At 51.1% G+C, this 15726-nt stretch carries 15 protein-coding genes; 13 read left to right on the top strand and 2 right to left on the bottom strand.

What is annotated here, in order from left to right; all coding sequences use genetic code 11:
* The first annotated feature begins 13 nt into the window (after positions 1-13).
* Positions 14-1195 (top strand): FAD-dependent monooxygenase, encoded by a 1182-nt coding sequence (locus ACO0LN_RS22165; RefSeq protein WP_422977546.1) that lies wholly within the window; start codon positions 14-16, stop codon positions 1193-1195.
* A 29-nt stretch (positions 1196-1224) separates the two neighbouring features.
* Here ACO0LN_RS22165 and ACO0LN_RS22170 read toward each other — a convergent pair whose 3' ends face one another.
* Positions 1225-2529 carry an MFS transporter gene (locus tag ACO0LN_RS22170; protein ID WP_422977604.1) on the bottom strand — a complete coding sequence of 435 codons (1305 nt, stop codon included), beginning with the start codon at positions 2527-2529 and terminating at the stop codon, positions 1225-1227.
* Positions 2530-2731: 202 nt separating this feature from the next.
* On the opposite strand from ACO0LN_RS22170, the gene cyoA reads away from it, so the two are divergent.
* The 12 genes from cyoA to ACO0LN_RS22230 all read left to right on the top strand — a co-directional run bounded on the left by cyoA (position 2732) and on the right by ACO0LN_RS22230 (position 15227).
* Positions 2732-3832 (top strand): ubiquinol oxidase subunit II, encoded by a 1101-nt coding sequence (cyoA, locus tag ACO0LN_RS22175; RefSeq protein ID WP_422977548.1) that lies wholly within the window; start codon positions 2732-2734, stop codon positions 3830-3832.
* Entirely contained in the window at positions 3832-5838 is a 2007-nt protein-coding gene (gene cyoB, locus ACO0LN_RS22180; RefSeq protein WP_422977550.1) for a cytochrome o ubiquinol oxidase subunit I, read from the top strand. Before cyoA ends, cyoB begins: the two co-directional genes overlap by 1 nt.
* The gene (gene cyoC, locus ACO0LN_RS22185) at positions 5831-6496 is read left to right on the top strand and encodes a cytochrome o ubiquinol oxidase subunit III (RefSeq protein ID WP_422977552.1); all 666 of its coding nucleotides are present in this window, start codon (positions 5831-5833) and stop codon (positions 6494-6496) included. Before cyoB ends, cyoC begins: the two co-directional genes overlap by 8 nt.
* Positions 6493-6954: a cytochrome o ubiquinol oxidase subunit IV gene (gene cyoD / locus ACO0LN_RS22190; RefSeq protein WP_422977554.1), complete on the top strand. Its 462-nt coding sequence runs from the start codon at positions 6493-6495 to the stop codon at positions 6952-6954. Before cyoC ends, cyoD begins: the two co-directional genes overlap by 4 nt.
* Entirely contained in the window at positions 6951-7820 is an 870-nt protein-coding gene (locus ACO0LN_RS22195) for an SURF1 family protein (protein WP_422977556.1), read from the top strand. The genes cyoD and ACO0LN_RS22195 overlap by 4 nt, the downstream gene beginning before the upstream one ends.
* An 83-nt stretch (positions 7821-7903) precedes the next feature.
* Positions 7904-9256, top strand: a complete 1353-nt coding sequence (locus ACO0LN_RS22200) for an ATP-binding protein (RefSeq protein ID WP_422977558.1) — start codon at positions 7904-7906, stop codon at positions 9254-9256.
* A gap of 138 nt (positions 9257-9394) precedes the next feature.
* The gene (locus ACO0LN_RS22205; RefSeq protein WP_422977560.1) at positions 9395-9931 is read left to right on the top strand and encodes a response regulator transcription factor; all 537 of its coding nucleotides are present in this window, start codon (positions 9395-9397) and stop codon (positions 9929-9931) included.
* A gap of 91 nt (positions 9932-10022) precedes the next feature.
* A complete protein-coding gene (locus ACO0LN_RS22210; RefSeq protein WP_422949406.1) occupies positions 10023-10235 on the top strand; it encodes a hypothetical protein in 213 nt (70 codons plus the stop codon).
* 291 nt (positions 10236-10526) lie between these two features.
* Positions 10527-12173 (top strand): S-layer protein, encoded by a 1647-nt coding sequence (locus ACO0LN_RS22215; RefSeq protein WP_422977562.1) that lies wholly within the window; start codon positions 10527-10529, stop codon positions 12171-12173.
* A gap of 225 nt (positions 12174-12398) precedes the next feature.
* Positions 12399-13016, top strand: coding sequence for a LysE family translocator (locus tag ACO0LN_RS22220; protein ID WP_422977564.1), 618 nt, complete (start codon positions 12399-12401; stop codon positions 13014-13016).
* Between the two features lie 212 nt (positions 13017-13228).
* Complete coding sequence (locus tag ACO0LN_RS22225; RefSeq protein ID WP_422977566.1) at positions 13229-14368, top strand: HD-GYP domain-containing protein; 1140 nt, start codon at positions 13229-13231, stop codon at positions 14366-14368.
* Between the two features lie 34 nt (positions 14369-14402).
* Positions 14403-15227, top strand: coding sequence for a response regulator (locus ACO0LN_RS22230; RefSeq protein ID WP_422977568.1), 825 nt, complete (start codon positions 14403-14405; stop codon positions 15225-15227).
* Between the two features lie 9 nt (positions 15228-15236).
* Here ACO0LN_RS22230 and ACO0LN_RS22235 read toward each other — a convergent pair whose 3' ends face one another.
* Complete coding sequence (locus tag ACO0LN_RS22235) at positions 15237-15692, bottom strand: Lrp/AsnC family transcriptional regulator (RefSeq protein ID WP_162057814.1); 456 nt, start codon at positions 15690-15692, stop codon at positions 15237-15239.
* Positions 15693-15726: the final 34 nt, after the last annotated feature.

Consider the following 15726-nt stretch of genomic DNA (forward strand, 5'->3'; position numbering starts at 1 on the left):
AGTGCTGAATTAAATGACTCACACCATCAATGATGTCGATATAGCGATTTGTGGCGCAGGCCCTGCTGGCCAGGCTCTGGCCTTGTTATTGCAACAGCAGGGTTATGCGGCTGAGCGCATTGCTCTCTACGATGCCAAGACTAGCGAACAGGCAGAACAGGATGCACGCTCCATTGCCATTTCCTATGGCAGCAGGCAAATCATGCAGGCGGCTGGTGCATGGCCGGTCAGGGCCACAGCGATACAGGAAATCCATGTTTCACGCCGCGGCCATTTTGGCCGCAGTCTGATGCGGGCGGCTGACTATGCAGTGCCAGACCTGGGTTATGTAGCCCGCTATGGCGACATCATACGGCCACTGCAGGCAGCCATCAACAAAAGTGGCATACGCATACAGAGGCCGGTAAGTGTCAGCAATATCGAAGAAGCTGCTGACCATGTACGCCTGACACTAAGCCATGCAGACACGGGAGAAACTAGCCATGTCAGCGCCAGCATCGTGATACAGGCAGAAGGCGGGACTTTTGGCGACCAGGAACAGCGCAGCCAGCGCCATGATTATCAGCAAACTGCCATCATCGCCCATGTGAATACTGATGCCCAGATAGCAGGACGCGCTTTTGAACGCTTCACCGAACAGGGCCCGCTGGCCCTGTTGCCGCAAGAAGATGGCTATGCCCTGGTCTGGTGTGTGCGTCCCGAGCAGGCAGCACAATTGCTGGCACTGGATGAACAGGGTTTCAAACAAGCCCTGCAAAACGCCTTTGGTCACCGTCTGGGCAACTTCATCAAAACCTCGGCACGTCTGTCTTACCCGCTGGGCTTGAACGCCCAGGCACATGCGACTGCACGCACTGTCGCCATCGGTAATGCCGCGCAAACCCTGCACCCGGTCGCAGGGCAGGGCCTGAACCTGGGCTTGCGTGACAGCATGGTATTGGCACGCACACTGAGCAGGCATCTGCATGGAAATTCTGCCAGTGATCCGGCAACAGCCTTGCAGGCTTATATCAGGGAGCGTGAGACCGACAGGAAGCTGACGATACGCATCACCGACAGCATGGCCCGCGTATTTGCCAGCAGCCCCGACGGTTCATTCAGCCAGAGCTTGCTGGGGCTGGGATTGGGGGCGCTGGATATGATCAAGCCAGCAAAGCGTGTGCTGGCAGAGCAGATGATGTTTGGCTGGCGCTGAGCGCACACCACGGTGCGCTCAGTCATCAATTAATTCCTGATTTCCAGTGCGCGGTTCAAGCTCAGCGCTGCTACCGAGCAGGCCGCGCCGGACAACAAATAGAGACTGACATATTCCAGCCCGAAATGGGACGACAGCCCCAGCGCCACCAGTGGTGCAAAGCCAGCCCCTACCAGCCAGGCCAGGTCAGATGTCAGGGCAGCACCGGTGTAACGGTATTTGGGAGAAAAATTGGAAGTCACAGCACCTGATGCCTGCCCATACGACAATCCCAGTACGCCAAAGCCTAGCAAAATAAAAATATCCTGCCCAAGTTCACCACCGTCCATCAAGGCAGGAACGAAGCCACTCAGCACGGCTATCATCAATGCCAGAGCAAACAACATTTTGCGACGGCCAATACGGTCGGCAATCAGGCCAGAAATAACGATACCCAGCATCATCAACACTGCACCTACCATCTGAATTTCCAAAAACTCGCTGAGCGAACGCTTGGAATAAATCGTGATCCAGGACAAGGGGAACACGGTAACAAGATGGAACAGTGCGTAACTGGCCAGGGCTGCGAGCGCACCTATGAGCAGGTTACGACCTTGTGAACGGGTCATTTCAATGATATTGGTGGGCTCCAGCTCGCGCTCGTCCAGCAAATGCTTGTATTCATTGGTAGAAACCAGGCGCAGGCGGGCAAACAGGGCAACCACATTGATTGCAAATGCGACATAGAATGGATAACGCCAACCCCATTCCAAAAAGTCTTCAGTCGACAGATTGGCAACCATGTAGGCAAACAGGCCCGCTGCGATCATGAAGCCTACCGGTGCGCCCAGTTGTCCCAGCATGGCATACCAGCCACGCTTGTTTTCGGGTGCGTTCAAGGCCAGCAAGGAAGGCAGACCATCCCAGGAGCCACCCAGCGCCAGCCCCTGCCCTATGCGTAACAAGGACAACAAGACGATGGAAGTTACACCCAGATGCGAATAGGTTGGCAGGAACGCAATGCCAGCAGTAGATACACCCAATAAAACCAGAGCAATGGTGAGCTTGGCTTCACGTCCGATTCGCTTCTGGATTTCCATAAAAGCTACTGTGCCAAACGGACGTGCCAGAAAAGCAAATGAAAAGATCACGAAGGCATACAGTGTGCCTTCCAGTCTTTGTTCAAATGGAAAGAAAACCTGGGGAAAAACCAGCACTGAAGCCAGTGCATAGACAAAAAAGTCAAAATATTCCGAGGCCCGTCCTATGACGACGCCGATGGCGATTTCGCCGGGTGCAATGGAGGAATGATCGGAATGACTGTTTTTGACATTCCTGATTGCAGTATCTGCCATGGAGCTGGAGGGCAGTTCATTTTCATTGGTGCTGATGCTGGCCATGATGGTCCCTCAAATTGTCTCAAAATTTATAGTCTGGCTGCTGTGCGATCTTCATTTCTGATGCTTATTTGAAAACTAGGACAAAACGTCCAATCGCCAAGGCCTTTTTGTAAAGGTACATTAGCACAAATTTCTATAATCATTGACCTATCTCAATATGATTCCCTCATTTGCACGACGCGGATTTGCTGTTTTTTCTGCAATTTTGTTGGCGGGTTGCAACACAGTGGTAATGAATTCCTCAGGTGATATCGCCGCTCAACAAAGCCATCTGATATGGGTATCTACCCTGTTGATGTTACTGATCATCGTACCGGTGATCTGTTTGACCATACTGTTTGCCTGGCGTTACAGAAAAAATAACACCTCAGCTAAGTATGAACCTGACTGGGATCATTCCACCCAGCTTGAACTCGTGATCTGGGGTGCGCCGCTGCTGATCATCATCGCCCTGGGCCTGATCACATGGATCAGTACGCATACGCTGGACCCTTACCGCAAGCTGTCACGCCTGGACGAAAACCGCCCTCTTCCTGCTGACGCCAAGGTACTCAACGTTGAAGTAGTGGCCCTGGACTGGAAATGGCTGTTTATTTACCCTGACCTTGGTATTGCCACGGTCAATGAGCTGGCTGCACCAGTAGATGTGCCTGTGCGCTTCAAGATTACCGCATCGAATGTCATGAATTCCTTCTTCATCCCTGCACTGGCTGGTCAGATCTACGCCATGCCAGGCATGCAGACGACGCTCAATGCAGTGATTAACAAGCCGGGTGAATTTGATGGCTTTTCAGCCAACTATAGCGGAGCAGGTTTCTCTGACATGCGCTTCAAGTTTCATGGCATGAGTACGCAGAATTTTGAACAGTGGGTGCAGGCGGCCAAAGCCAAGACGCAGACGCTGGACCGCGCGACTTATCTGAAGCTGGAAAAACCGAGTGAGCGCGAGCCGGTGCGTCATTACGCCAGTGTTGATGCGGATTTGTATCATGCCATTTTGAATCGCTGCGTTGCCACAGGTGAAGTCTGCATGGACAAGATGATGATGAGCGACGCAAAGGCAAATGCCAGAGCCTATGCCGCATCTGATGCGAAAATGGATTTCAGCAATTTGTTCACGCAGCGCCTGGAACAGGATAACGCCGCTCGCACAGCACGCTTGTTGGCTTATCTGGACGCTGACATTTGTAAAGCATCCCCAGAAGCGTCCTCCAAAGCGTTCCCCGAAGTGCTCCCTCTTATCATTGGAAGTAAATGATGCAAGATCATATTGATTTGACCAAGCTCATCCTGGGCCGTCTCTCCTGGGATGCGATTCCCTTTCACGAACCTATTTTGCTGGCAACCTTCGCAGGTGTCGCACTTGGTGGCATTGCGCTGCTTGGAGCGCTGACCTACTTCCGCCTGTGGGGCATGTTGTGGCGCGACTGGTTCACCAGTATCGACCACAAAAAGATAGGCATCATGTATGTGATTTTTGCCATTGTCATGTTGCTGCGCGGCTTTGCTGACGCCCTCATGATGCGCTTGCAGCAGGCAATTGCCTTTGGTGATACGGCAGGTTTCCTGCCACCGCATCACTATGACCAGATATTTACAGCACACGGCGTGATCATGATTTTCTTCGTGGCCATGCCTCTGGTCACAGGCTTGATGAACTATGTGGTACCACTGCAAATCGGTGCACGCGACGTTGCCTTCCCTTTCCTGAACAATTTTAGTTTCTGGATGACCGCATTTGGCGGTGGCCTGGTCATGGTGTCCCTGTTCGTTGGTGAATTTGCCCGCACTGGCTGGCTCGCATATCCGCCGCTGTCCGGCATCATGTCCAGCCCGGATGTCGGGGTTGATTACTATATCTGGTCATTGCAGATCGCTGGTGTCGGTACTCTGCTGTCGGGGATTAATCTGATCGCCACCATCATCAAAATGCGCGCGCCTGGCATGACGATGATGAAGATGCCGGTGTTTACCTGGACTGCGCTGTGCACCAACGTACTCATCGTTGCAGCCTTCCCTGTGCTGACTGCGGTACTGGGCATGTTGTCACTCGATCGTATGTTTGGCACCAATTTCTTCACCAATGATCTGGGTGGCAACTCCATGATGTATGTGAACCTGATCTGGATCTGGGGTCACCCTGAGGTTTATATCCTCGTCCTGCCTGCGTTTGGTGTGTTCTCTGAAATCGTCTCTACCTTCTGCAGCAAGCGTTTGTTTGGTTATACTTCGATGGTGTATGCGATCGTGGTGATCACGATCTTGTCTTACCTGGTATGGCTGCATCACTTCTTCACGATGGGGTCGGGAGCGAGTGTCAATTCCTTCTTCGGTATCACGACCATGATTATCTCTATCCCTACCGGGGCGAAGATATTCAACTGGCTGTTCACGATGTACCGTGGCCGTATCCGTTTTGAATTGCCGATGCTGTGGACTATAGGTTTCATGATCACTTTCGTTATTGGTGGCATGACAGGTGTCTTGCTGGCGGTACCACCTGCCGATTTCGTTTTGCACAACAGCCTGTTCCTGATCGCGCATTTCCATAACGTCATTATCGGTGGCGTGCTGTTTGGCATGTTCGCTGGTATCAACTACTGGTTCCCTAAAGCTTTTGGCTACAAGCTTGATGACTTCTGGGGCAAATGCTGCTTCTGGTTCTGGACTATCGGTTTCTATTTCGCCTTCATGCCTTTGTATGTACTGGGCCTGATGGGCGTGACCCGTCGCCTGAGCCATTTTGAAGACCCATCCCTGCAAATCTGGTTCCAGATCGCTGCTTTCGGTGCCGTCCTGATTGCACTGGGTATTGCGTCCTTCATCATACAGTTGTATGTCAGTTTCAAGAATCGTGCATCGCTGCGTGACTTCACTGGTGACCCATGGGGTGGCCGTACGCTGGAATGGTCAACATCCTCACCACCTGCACCTTATAACTTTGCCTTTACACCAAAAGTGTATGACAACGATGCCTGGGCTGATATGAAGAGCAAGCAATACCAAAGGCCTACAGATGGTTTCGTACCTATCCATATGCCTAAAAATACCGGGGCTGGCTTCGTCATCGCCTTGCTGAGCGCAGCCTGTGGCTTCGCCCTGATCTGGCAGATGTGGTTGCCAGCGGTGCTGGGTTTTGTCGCCATGATGGCTGCCATCATCGTTCACACCTTTAATTACAAGCGAGATTACTACATCCCTGTTGCTGATGTTATCCGCACAGAAGAAGAACGTAGCCGTCTGGCAGGTGCCGCCCATGTCTAATACTGCAACTATCCCTAACGAGGGCACGAACTTGAATACCAGTGCAACTTCGCAGGCTAGCACTTTTGCCAGCAGCGATTTCTATGTCAAGGAACACCATCCGGAAAACGGCACCCTGCTCGGCTTCTGGCTTTACCTGATGAGCGATTGCCTGATCTTCGCCTGTCTGTTTGCTACCTATGCAGTACTGGGCCGCAATTATGCAGGTGGACCTACAGGTGCAGAACTGTTTGACTTGCCGCTGGTCGCCGTCAATACATCCCTGCTGCTGTTATCTTCCATCACGTATGGCTTTGCCATGCTGGAAATGCAGCGCAAGCGTGTTAAAGCCACCTTGATCTGGCTGGCCATTACCGGTTTGCTGGGTGCCGGCTTTATCAGCCTGGAACTGTATGAATTTGCCCACCTGATACACGAAGGTGCAGGCCCGCAACGCAGCGGCTTTCTGACCTCTTTCTTTGCCCTGGTTGGTACGCACGGCCTGCACGTTACTTTTGGCATTATCTGGCTGATTACCCTGATGTTCCAGATAGGCCGTCATGGCCTCACGCCTGAAAATGGCAGGAGACTGATGTGCCTGTCGATGTTCTGGCATTTCCTGGACGTGATCTGGATCGGTGTATTTACCTTTGTTTATTTGATGGGAGTCTTGCCATGAGCGCACACCAAGAACATACGGCGCATGATCATCATGATCATCATGGACATACTCACGCCAACCATGGCAGTCTGAAAGAATACGCCACCGGGTTTATCCTGGCGGTGATTTTGACTGCGATACCCTTCTGGCTGGTCATGGGCAAAGTCATGAACAAGTCGAGCACCACTGGCATGGTCCTGCTGGTATTTGCAGCAATACAGATCGTCGTGCACATGGTGTATTTCCTGCACATGAATAGCAAATCAGAGGGCGGCTGGACCATGCTGGCTCTGCTGTTCACCGGCATGCTGGTATTTATCATGATGAGCGGATCGCTATGGGTCATGTATCATCTGAATCACAATATGATGCCCGGCATGATGCATGAAACAGAAACAAAACCGCAATCGATCAATGCCGCCCCCATGTCCAAACCTGCTGCGGACAATATGAAGTCCATGCCATCCATGCAATGAAAAAGCAGGAACAAGGAGTTGCCGGGAAAGTGGCTGACCTGACACCACAGACAGGTCAGCCTCCCTCATCTCCCCGTCACTCCCGCTTATTCAGACTGAGCTTCACGGCCTGCATGGCAGTCATCTTTGCAGGCTTCATTTCACTGGGTACATGGCAGGTACTGCGCCTTCAATGGAAGCTCGATTTGATAGAGCGGGTTGAACAGCGCGTACACGCAGAGCCAGTCCCCATTCCCGGCTTTTCACTATGGCCACACATCAATGCAAGTGCGGATGAGTACCGCCATGTGCAGGTCAGTGGCGTTTTTCTGTATGAGAAAACCATACTGGCGCAAGCCACGACAGAATTGGGCGGCGGCTTTTGGGTCATGACGCCACTGGCGACAGCAGATGGCGCTACGATACTGATCAACCGTGGTTTTATCCCGGAAAAAATGGCCACGACTTACCGGACGTCACCAGAAAAAGATCGCCTCCCCACATCCGGCACCAGCTCTATACAGGTCACCGGCCTGTTGCGCATCACAGAACCAGCTGGAGGGTTTTTAAGGAAAAATGATCCCGCTGGTAATCGCTGGTATTCACGCGATGTGAACGCCATCGCTGCTGCAACTGGCTTGACCAGGCCTGCCCCTTTCTTTATCGACGCCGATGCAAGCCCGGCCAGCAATAAGCCCGGCACTCAGCAAAATGAAGTATCGGCCAACACCCCTGTCGCCGGCTTGACCGTGATTCATTTTCACAACAACCATTTAATTTACGCCGTAGTCTGGTTCTCGCTGGCAGCCATGACGGCAGCAGCCTGGGCATATGTCATGCGGGATAAAAAAAGTGCCCAGGCCGTCAAGACAGGGAATACCGCATAGACCAGGCTGGAGTTGCAAATTTAACATAGAGCCCATGTTCTGTTAGCATGCACTAAAAAGCACAATAACGGGACATGGCAAGCATGATAAGAAAAATACTTCCTCATAGCATCGGGCAAGGCATAGTGGCAAAAACCGCAACAAAAACACCAGAAAAACAGTCTGCCATTGCGATAGAGTACGAAAACTCGGCAGGTCACAAGAACATGTTGCAGCTTATACAACTGCGCTGGCTTGCCGTGTTTGGTCAGTTATCAACCATATTGATCGTCATGTTTGGCTTTGGCATACAGTTGCCTCTGGTTAAAATGCTGGCCGTGCTGATCTGTCTGATAGGTTTTAATATTGCCAGCCATTTACGCTGGCATGAGCGCGTGTATGTAACCAATGGCGAACTGGTTTTTGCTTTGCTGATTGACGTATTCAGCCTGACGGCACAGCTATATTTTGGCGGCGGCACGTCGAATCCCTTTGCTTTTCTGTATCTGCTGCAAGTGATTTTAAGTGCGGTCTTGCTGGAAGCCTGGTCCACCTGGATCATCGTCATCATCACCAGTGCCTGCCTGGCCGGACTATCGCTGTTTTCTGAACCTTTGCCTCTGCCATCCAGTGAAACAGGCGGCTTGTCGCGCTTGTATATCGCTGGCTTCATTATTTGCTTCATGCTCAATGCTGCCCTGCTGGTTTTCTTTATCACCCGCATAGGCCGCAACCTGCATGCGCGGGATGTTCAACTGGCAGACCTGCACCAGCGTGCAGTAGAAGAAGACCACATCGTGCGCATGGGCCTGCTGGCCTCTGGGGCAGCGCATGAACTGGGTACACCATTGGCAACGCTGTCAGTCATCCTTGGTGACTGGAGACGCATGCCAGAATTCAAGAAAAACCCTGAATTGCTGGAAGAAATCAGCGAAATGGAAACGCAGTTGCAGCGCTGTAAAAGCATAGTCAGCGGCATCCTGCTATCTGCCGGGGAAGCACGCGGTGAATCTGCCCTCAAAACCACCATCAATACTTTTTTGAATGATCTGACCAAGGAATTTATCTCGACCCGCCCTATCGTCTCATTTGGTTTCGACAATCAAATTCAGGAGGATATCCCCATCGTCTTTGATACTGCCTTGAAGCAAATGGTCTGTAATGTGCTCGATAATGCGCTGGAAGCTTCACCTGACTGGATGAGCATGGAGGCCAGGCGTGAGGGTGATGCACTGATATTTACGGTCGTTGATCGTGGGCCTGGTTTCGACCCGGCCATCCTGTCACGCATAGGGGAACCATATCAATCGACCAAGGGCCGCCCAGGCAGCGGGCTGGGATTATTTTTCGTCGTCAATGTGGCGCGCAAACTGGGTGGTCATTTCACGGCATCCAACCGCGAAGATGGCGGTGCCATCGTACAATTGAATCTCCCGCTTGCGGCGATCATGCTTTAGGAACCTCAGATTAAGCAGATTTGCTCCGGTAAGAAAATCAATAAAGACTTTACAATGTCACAAGAGCTGGAATAGTTTGAATGGCCGCTCTGCTCCACCTCAACGAAATACAGCGTTAACTTCAGGAATTGTTTCACTATGCCAGAAAGTCGTCTGTTACTCATTATCGAAGACGATACTGCTTTTGCCCGCACACTGGGCCGCTCGTTTGAGCGGCGCGGCTATACCGTGCTGCACGCAAGCAGCAAGGATGATGCTGAAAAATTATTATCAGAACATAGTCCCGCTTACGCCGTGGTGGATCTGAAGCTCAATGGCCATTCATCTGGCCTGGCCTGCGTACAGCTTTTGCACCAGCACAATCCTGACATGCTGATCGTCGTGCTGACAGGATTTGCGAGCATTGCGACTGCAGTGGAGGCAGTCAAACTGGGCGCATGCCAATATTTGTCCAAACCGTCCAACACCGATGATATCGAAGCAGCCTTCGGGCATATCGCTGGCACGGCAGAGGTAGAAATTACCAATCGCTCTACGTCCATCAAGAACCTGGAGTGGGAAAGAATCCACGAAGTACTGGCTGAGACTGACTTTAATATTTCTGAAACAGCACGCAGGCTGGGCATGCACAGGCGTACGCTGGCGCGCAAGCTTGAGAAACAAAGAATCAAGTAAATTACTGATCTGTTATTTTTGAACAAACACAGTAAATACCTGCCTCACCAGGTTTACTCTATAATCCGCCCTTCAACTGAAAGGAAACACCATGAAAATGCGCATCAAAAGACGCCATCTGAATTTTGGACGCTTGTACAATCACCAACTGGCTGCTGTGCTTGAAGCTGCATTTGAAGAATTCAAAAGCAATTTCAGCGAGCAAGGCGCATCCATCACCGAGTCTATAGACTCTTTGCAAGACCTGGGTGCCAGCTACCGTCATTTCAAGAAATTTGCCCTGCGCTTCGCCAAGGCACATTAAACCCAGCCTTGACGAGTCGTTGTCGCCGGTTTTCACCTGAACACGCGACTCGTTTTTCATTGAGAACCGCGTAAAGTCCTGCGGGCTCAAGTGTTCTTCACAAATTAAATGCTCAGCTCCATTGCGGGCATAACTCGTTTTTTCGCTCATGACGCGCCGATCATGTGCGTATATCTCAAAACTCATTCGACATATTACGATGGTTTCTCATTGATGAAATCGATTGTAATTACAGCGTCACAGTCAATTCCTACAATTCTCTCATATACGCTCCAGAGAAAAGGATTTCCAATGCGTCCCCGCTATTTGAGTTTGATTGTTATTTCTTTTGTTATTCCATCCACGGTCATTTTGCTGCATGGCTGCGGTAGCTCGTCTGATAGTACCGCCCAAGCACAAAAACCTGACCTCCCTGCTACTTCATCTGCTGGATGGACAACCGGTGACTTGCATGTACACACCATACAGTCCGACGACGCCCGCACAACACAAACATTGGATACGGTGCTAGATAAAGCATTTACCAGCTATGGGTTGGACTGGACGGCTATTACGAACCACCTGCGCTCCTCAAAATATGACAATAACGGTACTTCCCTGACAAACCCGGTACCATTCGCGTATGGCATGGAATCCTATGAAATCCCCAGGATCAAAGCCTTGCAGGCATCTGGTCGCTATGCAGACAAAACCATTTTCTCAGGTTTCGAATGGGATATGCCCACCCACGATCATTTAGGCGTCAGCATTTTTGATGTAGTAGATGGTAAATTTGTGTCATCCCCATCTGCGTCCAAGGAATTCCAATACCTGTTTACCACATTGGAAGACAGCAAATTTGATACTGCGGACGTCAGCAAATGGAAAACAAAATATCCGCAGCGCTTCAATAGCACAGCAACAGATGCCTTGCAGGCCATTTCGTGGTTAAAGAAAAATTATCCCGATACCAGTTTTATCACCATCAACCATCCTTCGCGCAATCCCGGCAAATACACCATTGCTGATTTCCGCACGATGAATGACATGGCACCCAACATCATGTTCTCAATAGAAGGCATGGTAGGCAACCAGATGGAACCAGATCGCGGCGGATATACCTCAAGCTATGTCGATGCCAACAAGCCAAATCGGGTTTATGGTGGCGTTGACGCCATCGTGGCCCAGGTTGGTGGTGTCTGGGACGCCTTGCTTGGTGAAGGTCGACGTATCTGGAATATCGCTGATTCTGATTCACATTTCAAAATCGATGATGCCGGTAATAGCAGCGGTTACTTCCCTGGCGAATATGCAAAAAACTATGTGTGGATGAACGACAAAAAAGCGGGCGTCAATGAATTGATCAAGAGCCTGCAGTCGGGAAGGATGTTCAGTGTCTTTGGTGATCTCATCAATGCCATGGAATTCACGGTCAGCAATGTCAGCAATGCAAACGATGTCAAAAACATGGGGCAAGAGCTGAAGGTAGCAAACGGTAACACGGTTGAAGTCACCATACGTTTCAAGAGCCCGGCCAGGAATAACTATGAATTTCCGGCTGGTAGTGGCGTATCCGGCAACAAGGCACCGAAGGTGGATCATGTGGATTTGATCGTGGGTGATGTTGGCAGCAAGGCGGCACCGGATTCCAGCGCTTACAATGTAGCGACCAACCCCAGCACCAAGGTCTTGAAACGCTTCACCAGCGCCGACTGGAAAACAGACGCTGAGGGTTACAGTGTCATCAAGTATCAGATGCTTGTGCAGAAAAATCAGTACCTGCGCCTGCGTGGCACCAACCTCGCCATCAACGTCGCAGACATGACAGAAAATGGTGAACCATTGGCCGATGCCAAAATCACGACCACTGACAACCCGACGCGCCACAACCAGATCAATGACCGTAACTACGCCAGTCTGTGGTTCTATTCCAATCCAGTCTTTGTTAGCGTGAACTAAGCCTGGTCGTATAAAGGGTGGGTAGAGGGCCTTGCGCTGGAAGTAATTGCAGGTCACTTACCCCCCTTCATCCAACATAAGGGAAATTATCTTTTCGATAAATTTCACCTTTGACTAAGGATCAAAGTGCACATCTGTTACTCCATGGTTGACCAAATCTGTATTCCTTTCGCTTAAATATTCAGGAGTACAATTTATGCCACGACATAACGAGGGAGGGCCGCAATGAAACTGTATCCATTATTCCTGCTGATGGCAGCAGCCACCGTGTTCAGCCCTGGTCCTGGTGTAGTCATGACACTGACAAATGCCTTACGCTATGGCATGCGCGGCACTTTTGGTGGCATTCTGGGTATCTCCTTTGGTGCTTTGATTGTGGCCGCAATTTCTGCCACCAGCGTCGGTGTCGTGCTGGCCGCATCGGCTACCGCATTTACCGTACTCAAGTTGCTGGGAGCTGGATACCTGATTTTCCTCGGCGTCAAGCTTTGGCGTGCACCAGCCTTTCGTTTCACTGAAGGCGATGCCCATGAAGCCAGCTTCAAAAAGCGCTTCCTGGAAGGCCTGTCTTTGCAGATGACCAACCCCAAGGCGATATTCTTTTTCCTGTCTGTATTCCCGCAATTCATAGACCCGGCCATGAGTTATGGCCTGCAGTTTGCCGTGCTGGTCATGACTTATAGCGGACTGATCGTCATCATTCATAGCAGCTATGCGATTTTTGCCGGTCGCGCCAAAACCTGGCTGACATCAGAAAAAGGCGGTTCCTACATGAATAAAATAGGTGCTGCCACCTTTGTATTTTTTGGTTGTGCCCTGGCGGGTGCGAAACGCACGGTATAAGTAAGGCCCCCAAGAGCGCGGCGGTCTTCCCAAGCGTCACAAGTTTGCTGTGCACTGCACAAGCACAAGTACCGCGCTGCAAAGCAGCAACGGATTCATCCATTCTTGACATTTGATAACAGGCACGGACAAAGAATTCTGCTAGGATAAATGCGTGTTCAAGGTACTCCGGCAAGCTTCATTCCCCGCATCATTCACCGTCCGAGGTGTGCATGTCAACCAGACGCATAGGAATGTCTGACATCGTCATAGGCCAGGCCTTGCCCTGGGACGTCTATGGGAATGATGGTAGCCTGCTGTTGCGCAAGGGCTTTATTGTCACCCATGCGGGTCAGGTATCAGCTCTGGCAGAACGCGGCCTGTTCGCAGATACCGGCAAGTCCGAGGGTGGTTTGCGAGATGGCAAAGTGGCCGAGAAAGCTACTGAAGCCCCTTCCGTTGTACGCACCATCAATACAGTACGCACAGAATTGCGCAGGCTGGTTTACAACCTCAATACCGAAGCCGATGTACAAACCCAGCTTATCTCCCTGACCAAAAAAATGGGCGCAGCAGTCTTCATGGCACCGGACGTCGCACTCGGCTGCATCTTGCTGAATCAGGACGATAACTATGGCCCACGGCATTCTGTAGATACTGCCATAGTATCCCTGCTGATTGCCCGTACTCTCAAAAAACCTGCAGACGAAATGCTCTTGCTGGCTGCCGCTGCACTGACCATGAATGTCGCCATGCTGAGGCAACAAGAGAAACTGCAAGAGAAAAGCGAAACTCTGAATGCGGCAGAGCAGGAATTGATTTCGCAGCATCCTGAAGCCGGTGCTGCCATGCTGCGGGCCGCAGGCATAGACAATGAAGACTGGCTTTCCTGGGTTTTGCATCATCATGAAAGCGAAGATGGCAGTGGCTATCCCAAGGGTAAAACCGGTGCGGATATCCCGCAAAATGCCAAGATCATTTCCCTCGCCGACCGTTACTGTGCCAGGGTATGCGCACGCAGCTACCGCAAGTCCATGCTGCCGAATGCGGCATTACGCGACATACTGGTAGAGGGTAAATCCAAGATAGATCCCATGCTGGTGACAGTCTTTATCAAGGAACTGGGTACCTACCCCATAGGTACTTTCGTCAGACTGGAAAGCGGAGAAATTGCCGTGGTAACAGGTAAAGGCGAGACCACCACTACACCTTATGTGCATGCACTGCTGGGGCCGCGCGGCACACCACTGTCAATACCGCTAAAGCGCGACACGCAAAAGCCGCTGATGGCGATACGTGAAGTCTTGCACCGCGACCAGGTCTCGGTCAAATTTACCATGCGTCATTTATGGGGCGACATTGCCCGCCTGTGAAATGCCCCTCCACCAGAATTGATTAGCGAACATCATGAATAATGACCTCCCTGAGTCTGAAAAAATCAACGAAGAAGAAAGCTTTGAAGAGCTGAATCAGGCAGACTACCGCAGCCTGGTATATCTATACTTTCCTGACATTGATGCAGGGCAGCAACTGGCAGCAACACTGGAACTATATCAGCATGAGGTGCTTTGCTTTACCGAGGCGGATGAGTTGCAATCCGCCATCATGGTCAGGATGCCGCAGGCCCTGGTCGTGGATGTGGATAGTCCTGCCGGAATGGCGACCCGTAAGAAAATTGCTAACCGCGTCATCAGCAACTTCCCCATCATTTATATTTCAGAGATGGACGATTTTACACAGCGCCTGGCGGCTGTCAGGGAAGGCGCAGCGGGTTACTTTCTCAAGCCTCTTGATATCGAAGCATTGAGTGCCAAAATAGATGAAAAAATCGCCAGGAATGAAGTGCTGGCCTATCGCATACTTGTTGTTGATGACGATGAAATGCTGGCCGCCTATTATGATGCCATACTCAGCAGCGCTGGCATGCATGTGAAAGCCATCAACGACCCCAGTGAAATTCTTGAATCACTGAAAAAATTCAAGCCTGAACTGGTACTGACAGACTTGAACATGCCCGTCTGCAATGGACTGGAGATGGCGCAAATCATCAGGCAAAACAATCGCTATATCGATATCCCCATCGTCTTTTTATCCACTGAAGTACAAAAACAAATGACGGCAATAGAAACCGGGGCAGATGATTTCCTGGGCAAACCCATAGACCCGGAAAAACTGATTTCCACTATCGCCAGCAGGGCAGAACGTTATCGCAATCTGCGCAAGCAGCGATAGGCTAGCTCATCAGTCTATAGGCAAGCCGCTGACTGGCTTGATTTCTTCCATGCAGATCATCGAGCGTAAAGAGGCTACGCCCGGTACCTGCATCAGGGTATCGGTCAGAAACTGTGAGAGGCTTTTCAAATCGCTGGCAACGACCTTGAGAATGTAATCAAAGTCACCTGAGATGGTGTGGCATTCTATGATTTCAGGAAAAGCCTTCAACTGCCGCTCTACCTCGCGCACATTGCGAAATTGCTCCCTGTCCAGAGACAGGTTCACGAATGCCATGACACCGAGACCCAAAGCCTCAGGTGCAACCTGCGCGACATAGGCGCGTATCACGCCCTTCTCCTCCAGCGTCCTGACCCTGCGCAGGGTCTGCGGTGCCGACAGATGTATGCGTTCGGCCAGGCTTAAATTGCTCATGCGTCCATCTTGTTGCAAATGTCGCAAGATACTTCGATCATATACATCCATATTCATCCCCCGGCTCTACCCTGATTTTCAGGAT

It is taken from the genome of Undibacterium sp. TC9W (genome assembly GCF_049339865.1).
Taxonomy (GTDB): domain Bacteria; phylum Pseudomonadota; class Gammaproteobacteria; order Burkholderiales; family Burkholderiaceae_D; genus Undibacterium.

Bases quoted from the DNA above. Each gene is read 5' to 3' on its own strand.
- ACO0LN_RS22205 (WP_422977560.1), top strand. From the start codon at position 9,395: ATGCCAGAAAGTCGTCTGTTACTCATTATCGAAGACGATACTGCTTTT.
- ACO0LN_RS22195 (WP_422977556.1), top strand. From the start codon at position 6,951: ATGAAAAAGCAGGAACAAGGAGTTGCCGGGAAAGTGGCTGACCTGACA.
- cyoC (WP_422977552.1), top strand. From the start codon at position 5,831: ATGTCTAATACTGCAACTATCCCTAACGAGGGCACGAACTTGAATACC.
- ACO0LN_RS22215 (WP_422977562.1), top strand. From the start codon at position 10,527: ATGCGTCCCCGCTATTTGAGTTTGATTGTTATTTCTTTTGTTATTCCA.
- ACO0LN_RS22220 (WP_422977564.1), top strand. From the start codon at position 12,399: ATGAAACTGTATCCATTATTCCTGCTGATGGCAGCAGCCACCGTGTTC.
- cyoD (WP_422977554.1), top strand. From the start codon at position 6,493: ATGAGCGCACACCAAGAACATACGGCGCATGATCATCATGATCATCAT.
- ACO0LN_RS22210 (WP_422949406.1), top strand. From the start codon at position 10,023: ATGAAAATGCGCATCAAAAGACGCCATCTGAATTTTGGACGCTTGTAC.
- ACO0LN_RS22200 (WP_422977558.1), top strand. From the start codon at position 7,904: ATGATAAGAAAAATACTTCCTCATAGCATCGGGCAAGGCATAGTGGCA.
- ACO0LN_RS22225 (WP_422977566.1), top strand. From the start codon at position 13,229: ATGTCAACCAGACGCATAGGAATGTCTGACATCGTCATAGGCCAGGCC.
- ACO0LN_RS22235 (WP_162057814.1), bottom strand. From the start codon at position 15,692: ATGGATGTATATGATCGAAGTATCTTGCGACATTTGCAACAAGATGGA.
- cyoA (WP_422977548.1), top strand. From the start codon at position 2,732: ATGATTCCCTCATTTGCACGACGCGGATTTGCTGTTTTTTCTGCAATT.
- ACO0LN_RS22230 (WP_422977568.1), top strand. From the start codon at position 14,403: ATGAATAATGACCTCCCTGAGTCTGAAAAAATCAACGAAGAAGAAAGC.
- ACO0LN_RS22165 (WP_422977546.1), top strand. From the start codon at position 14: ATGACTCACACCATCAATGATGTCGATATAGCGATTTGTGGCGCAGGC.
- cyoB (WP_422977550.1), top strand. From the start codon at position 3,832: ATGCAAGATCATATTGATTTGACCAAGCTCATCCTGGGCCGTCTCTCC.
- ACO0LN_RS22170 (WP_422977604.1), bottom strand. From the start codon at position 2,529: ATGGCAGATACTGCAATCAGGAATGTCAAAAACAGTCATTCCGATCAT.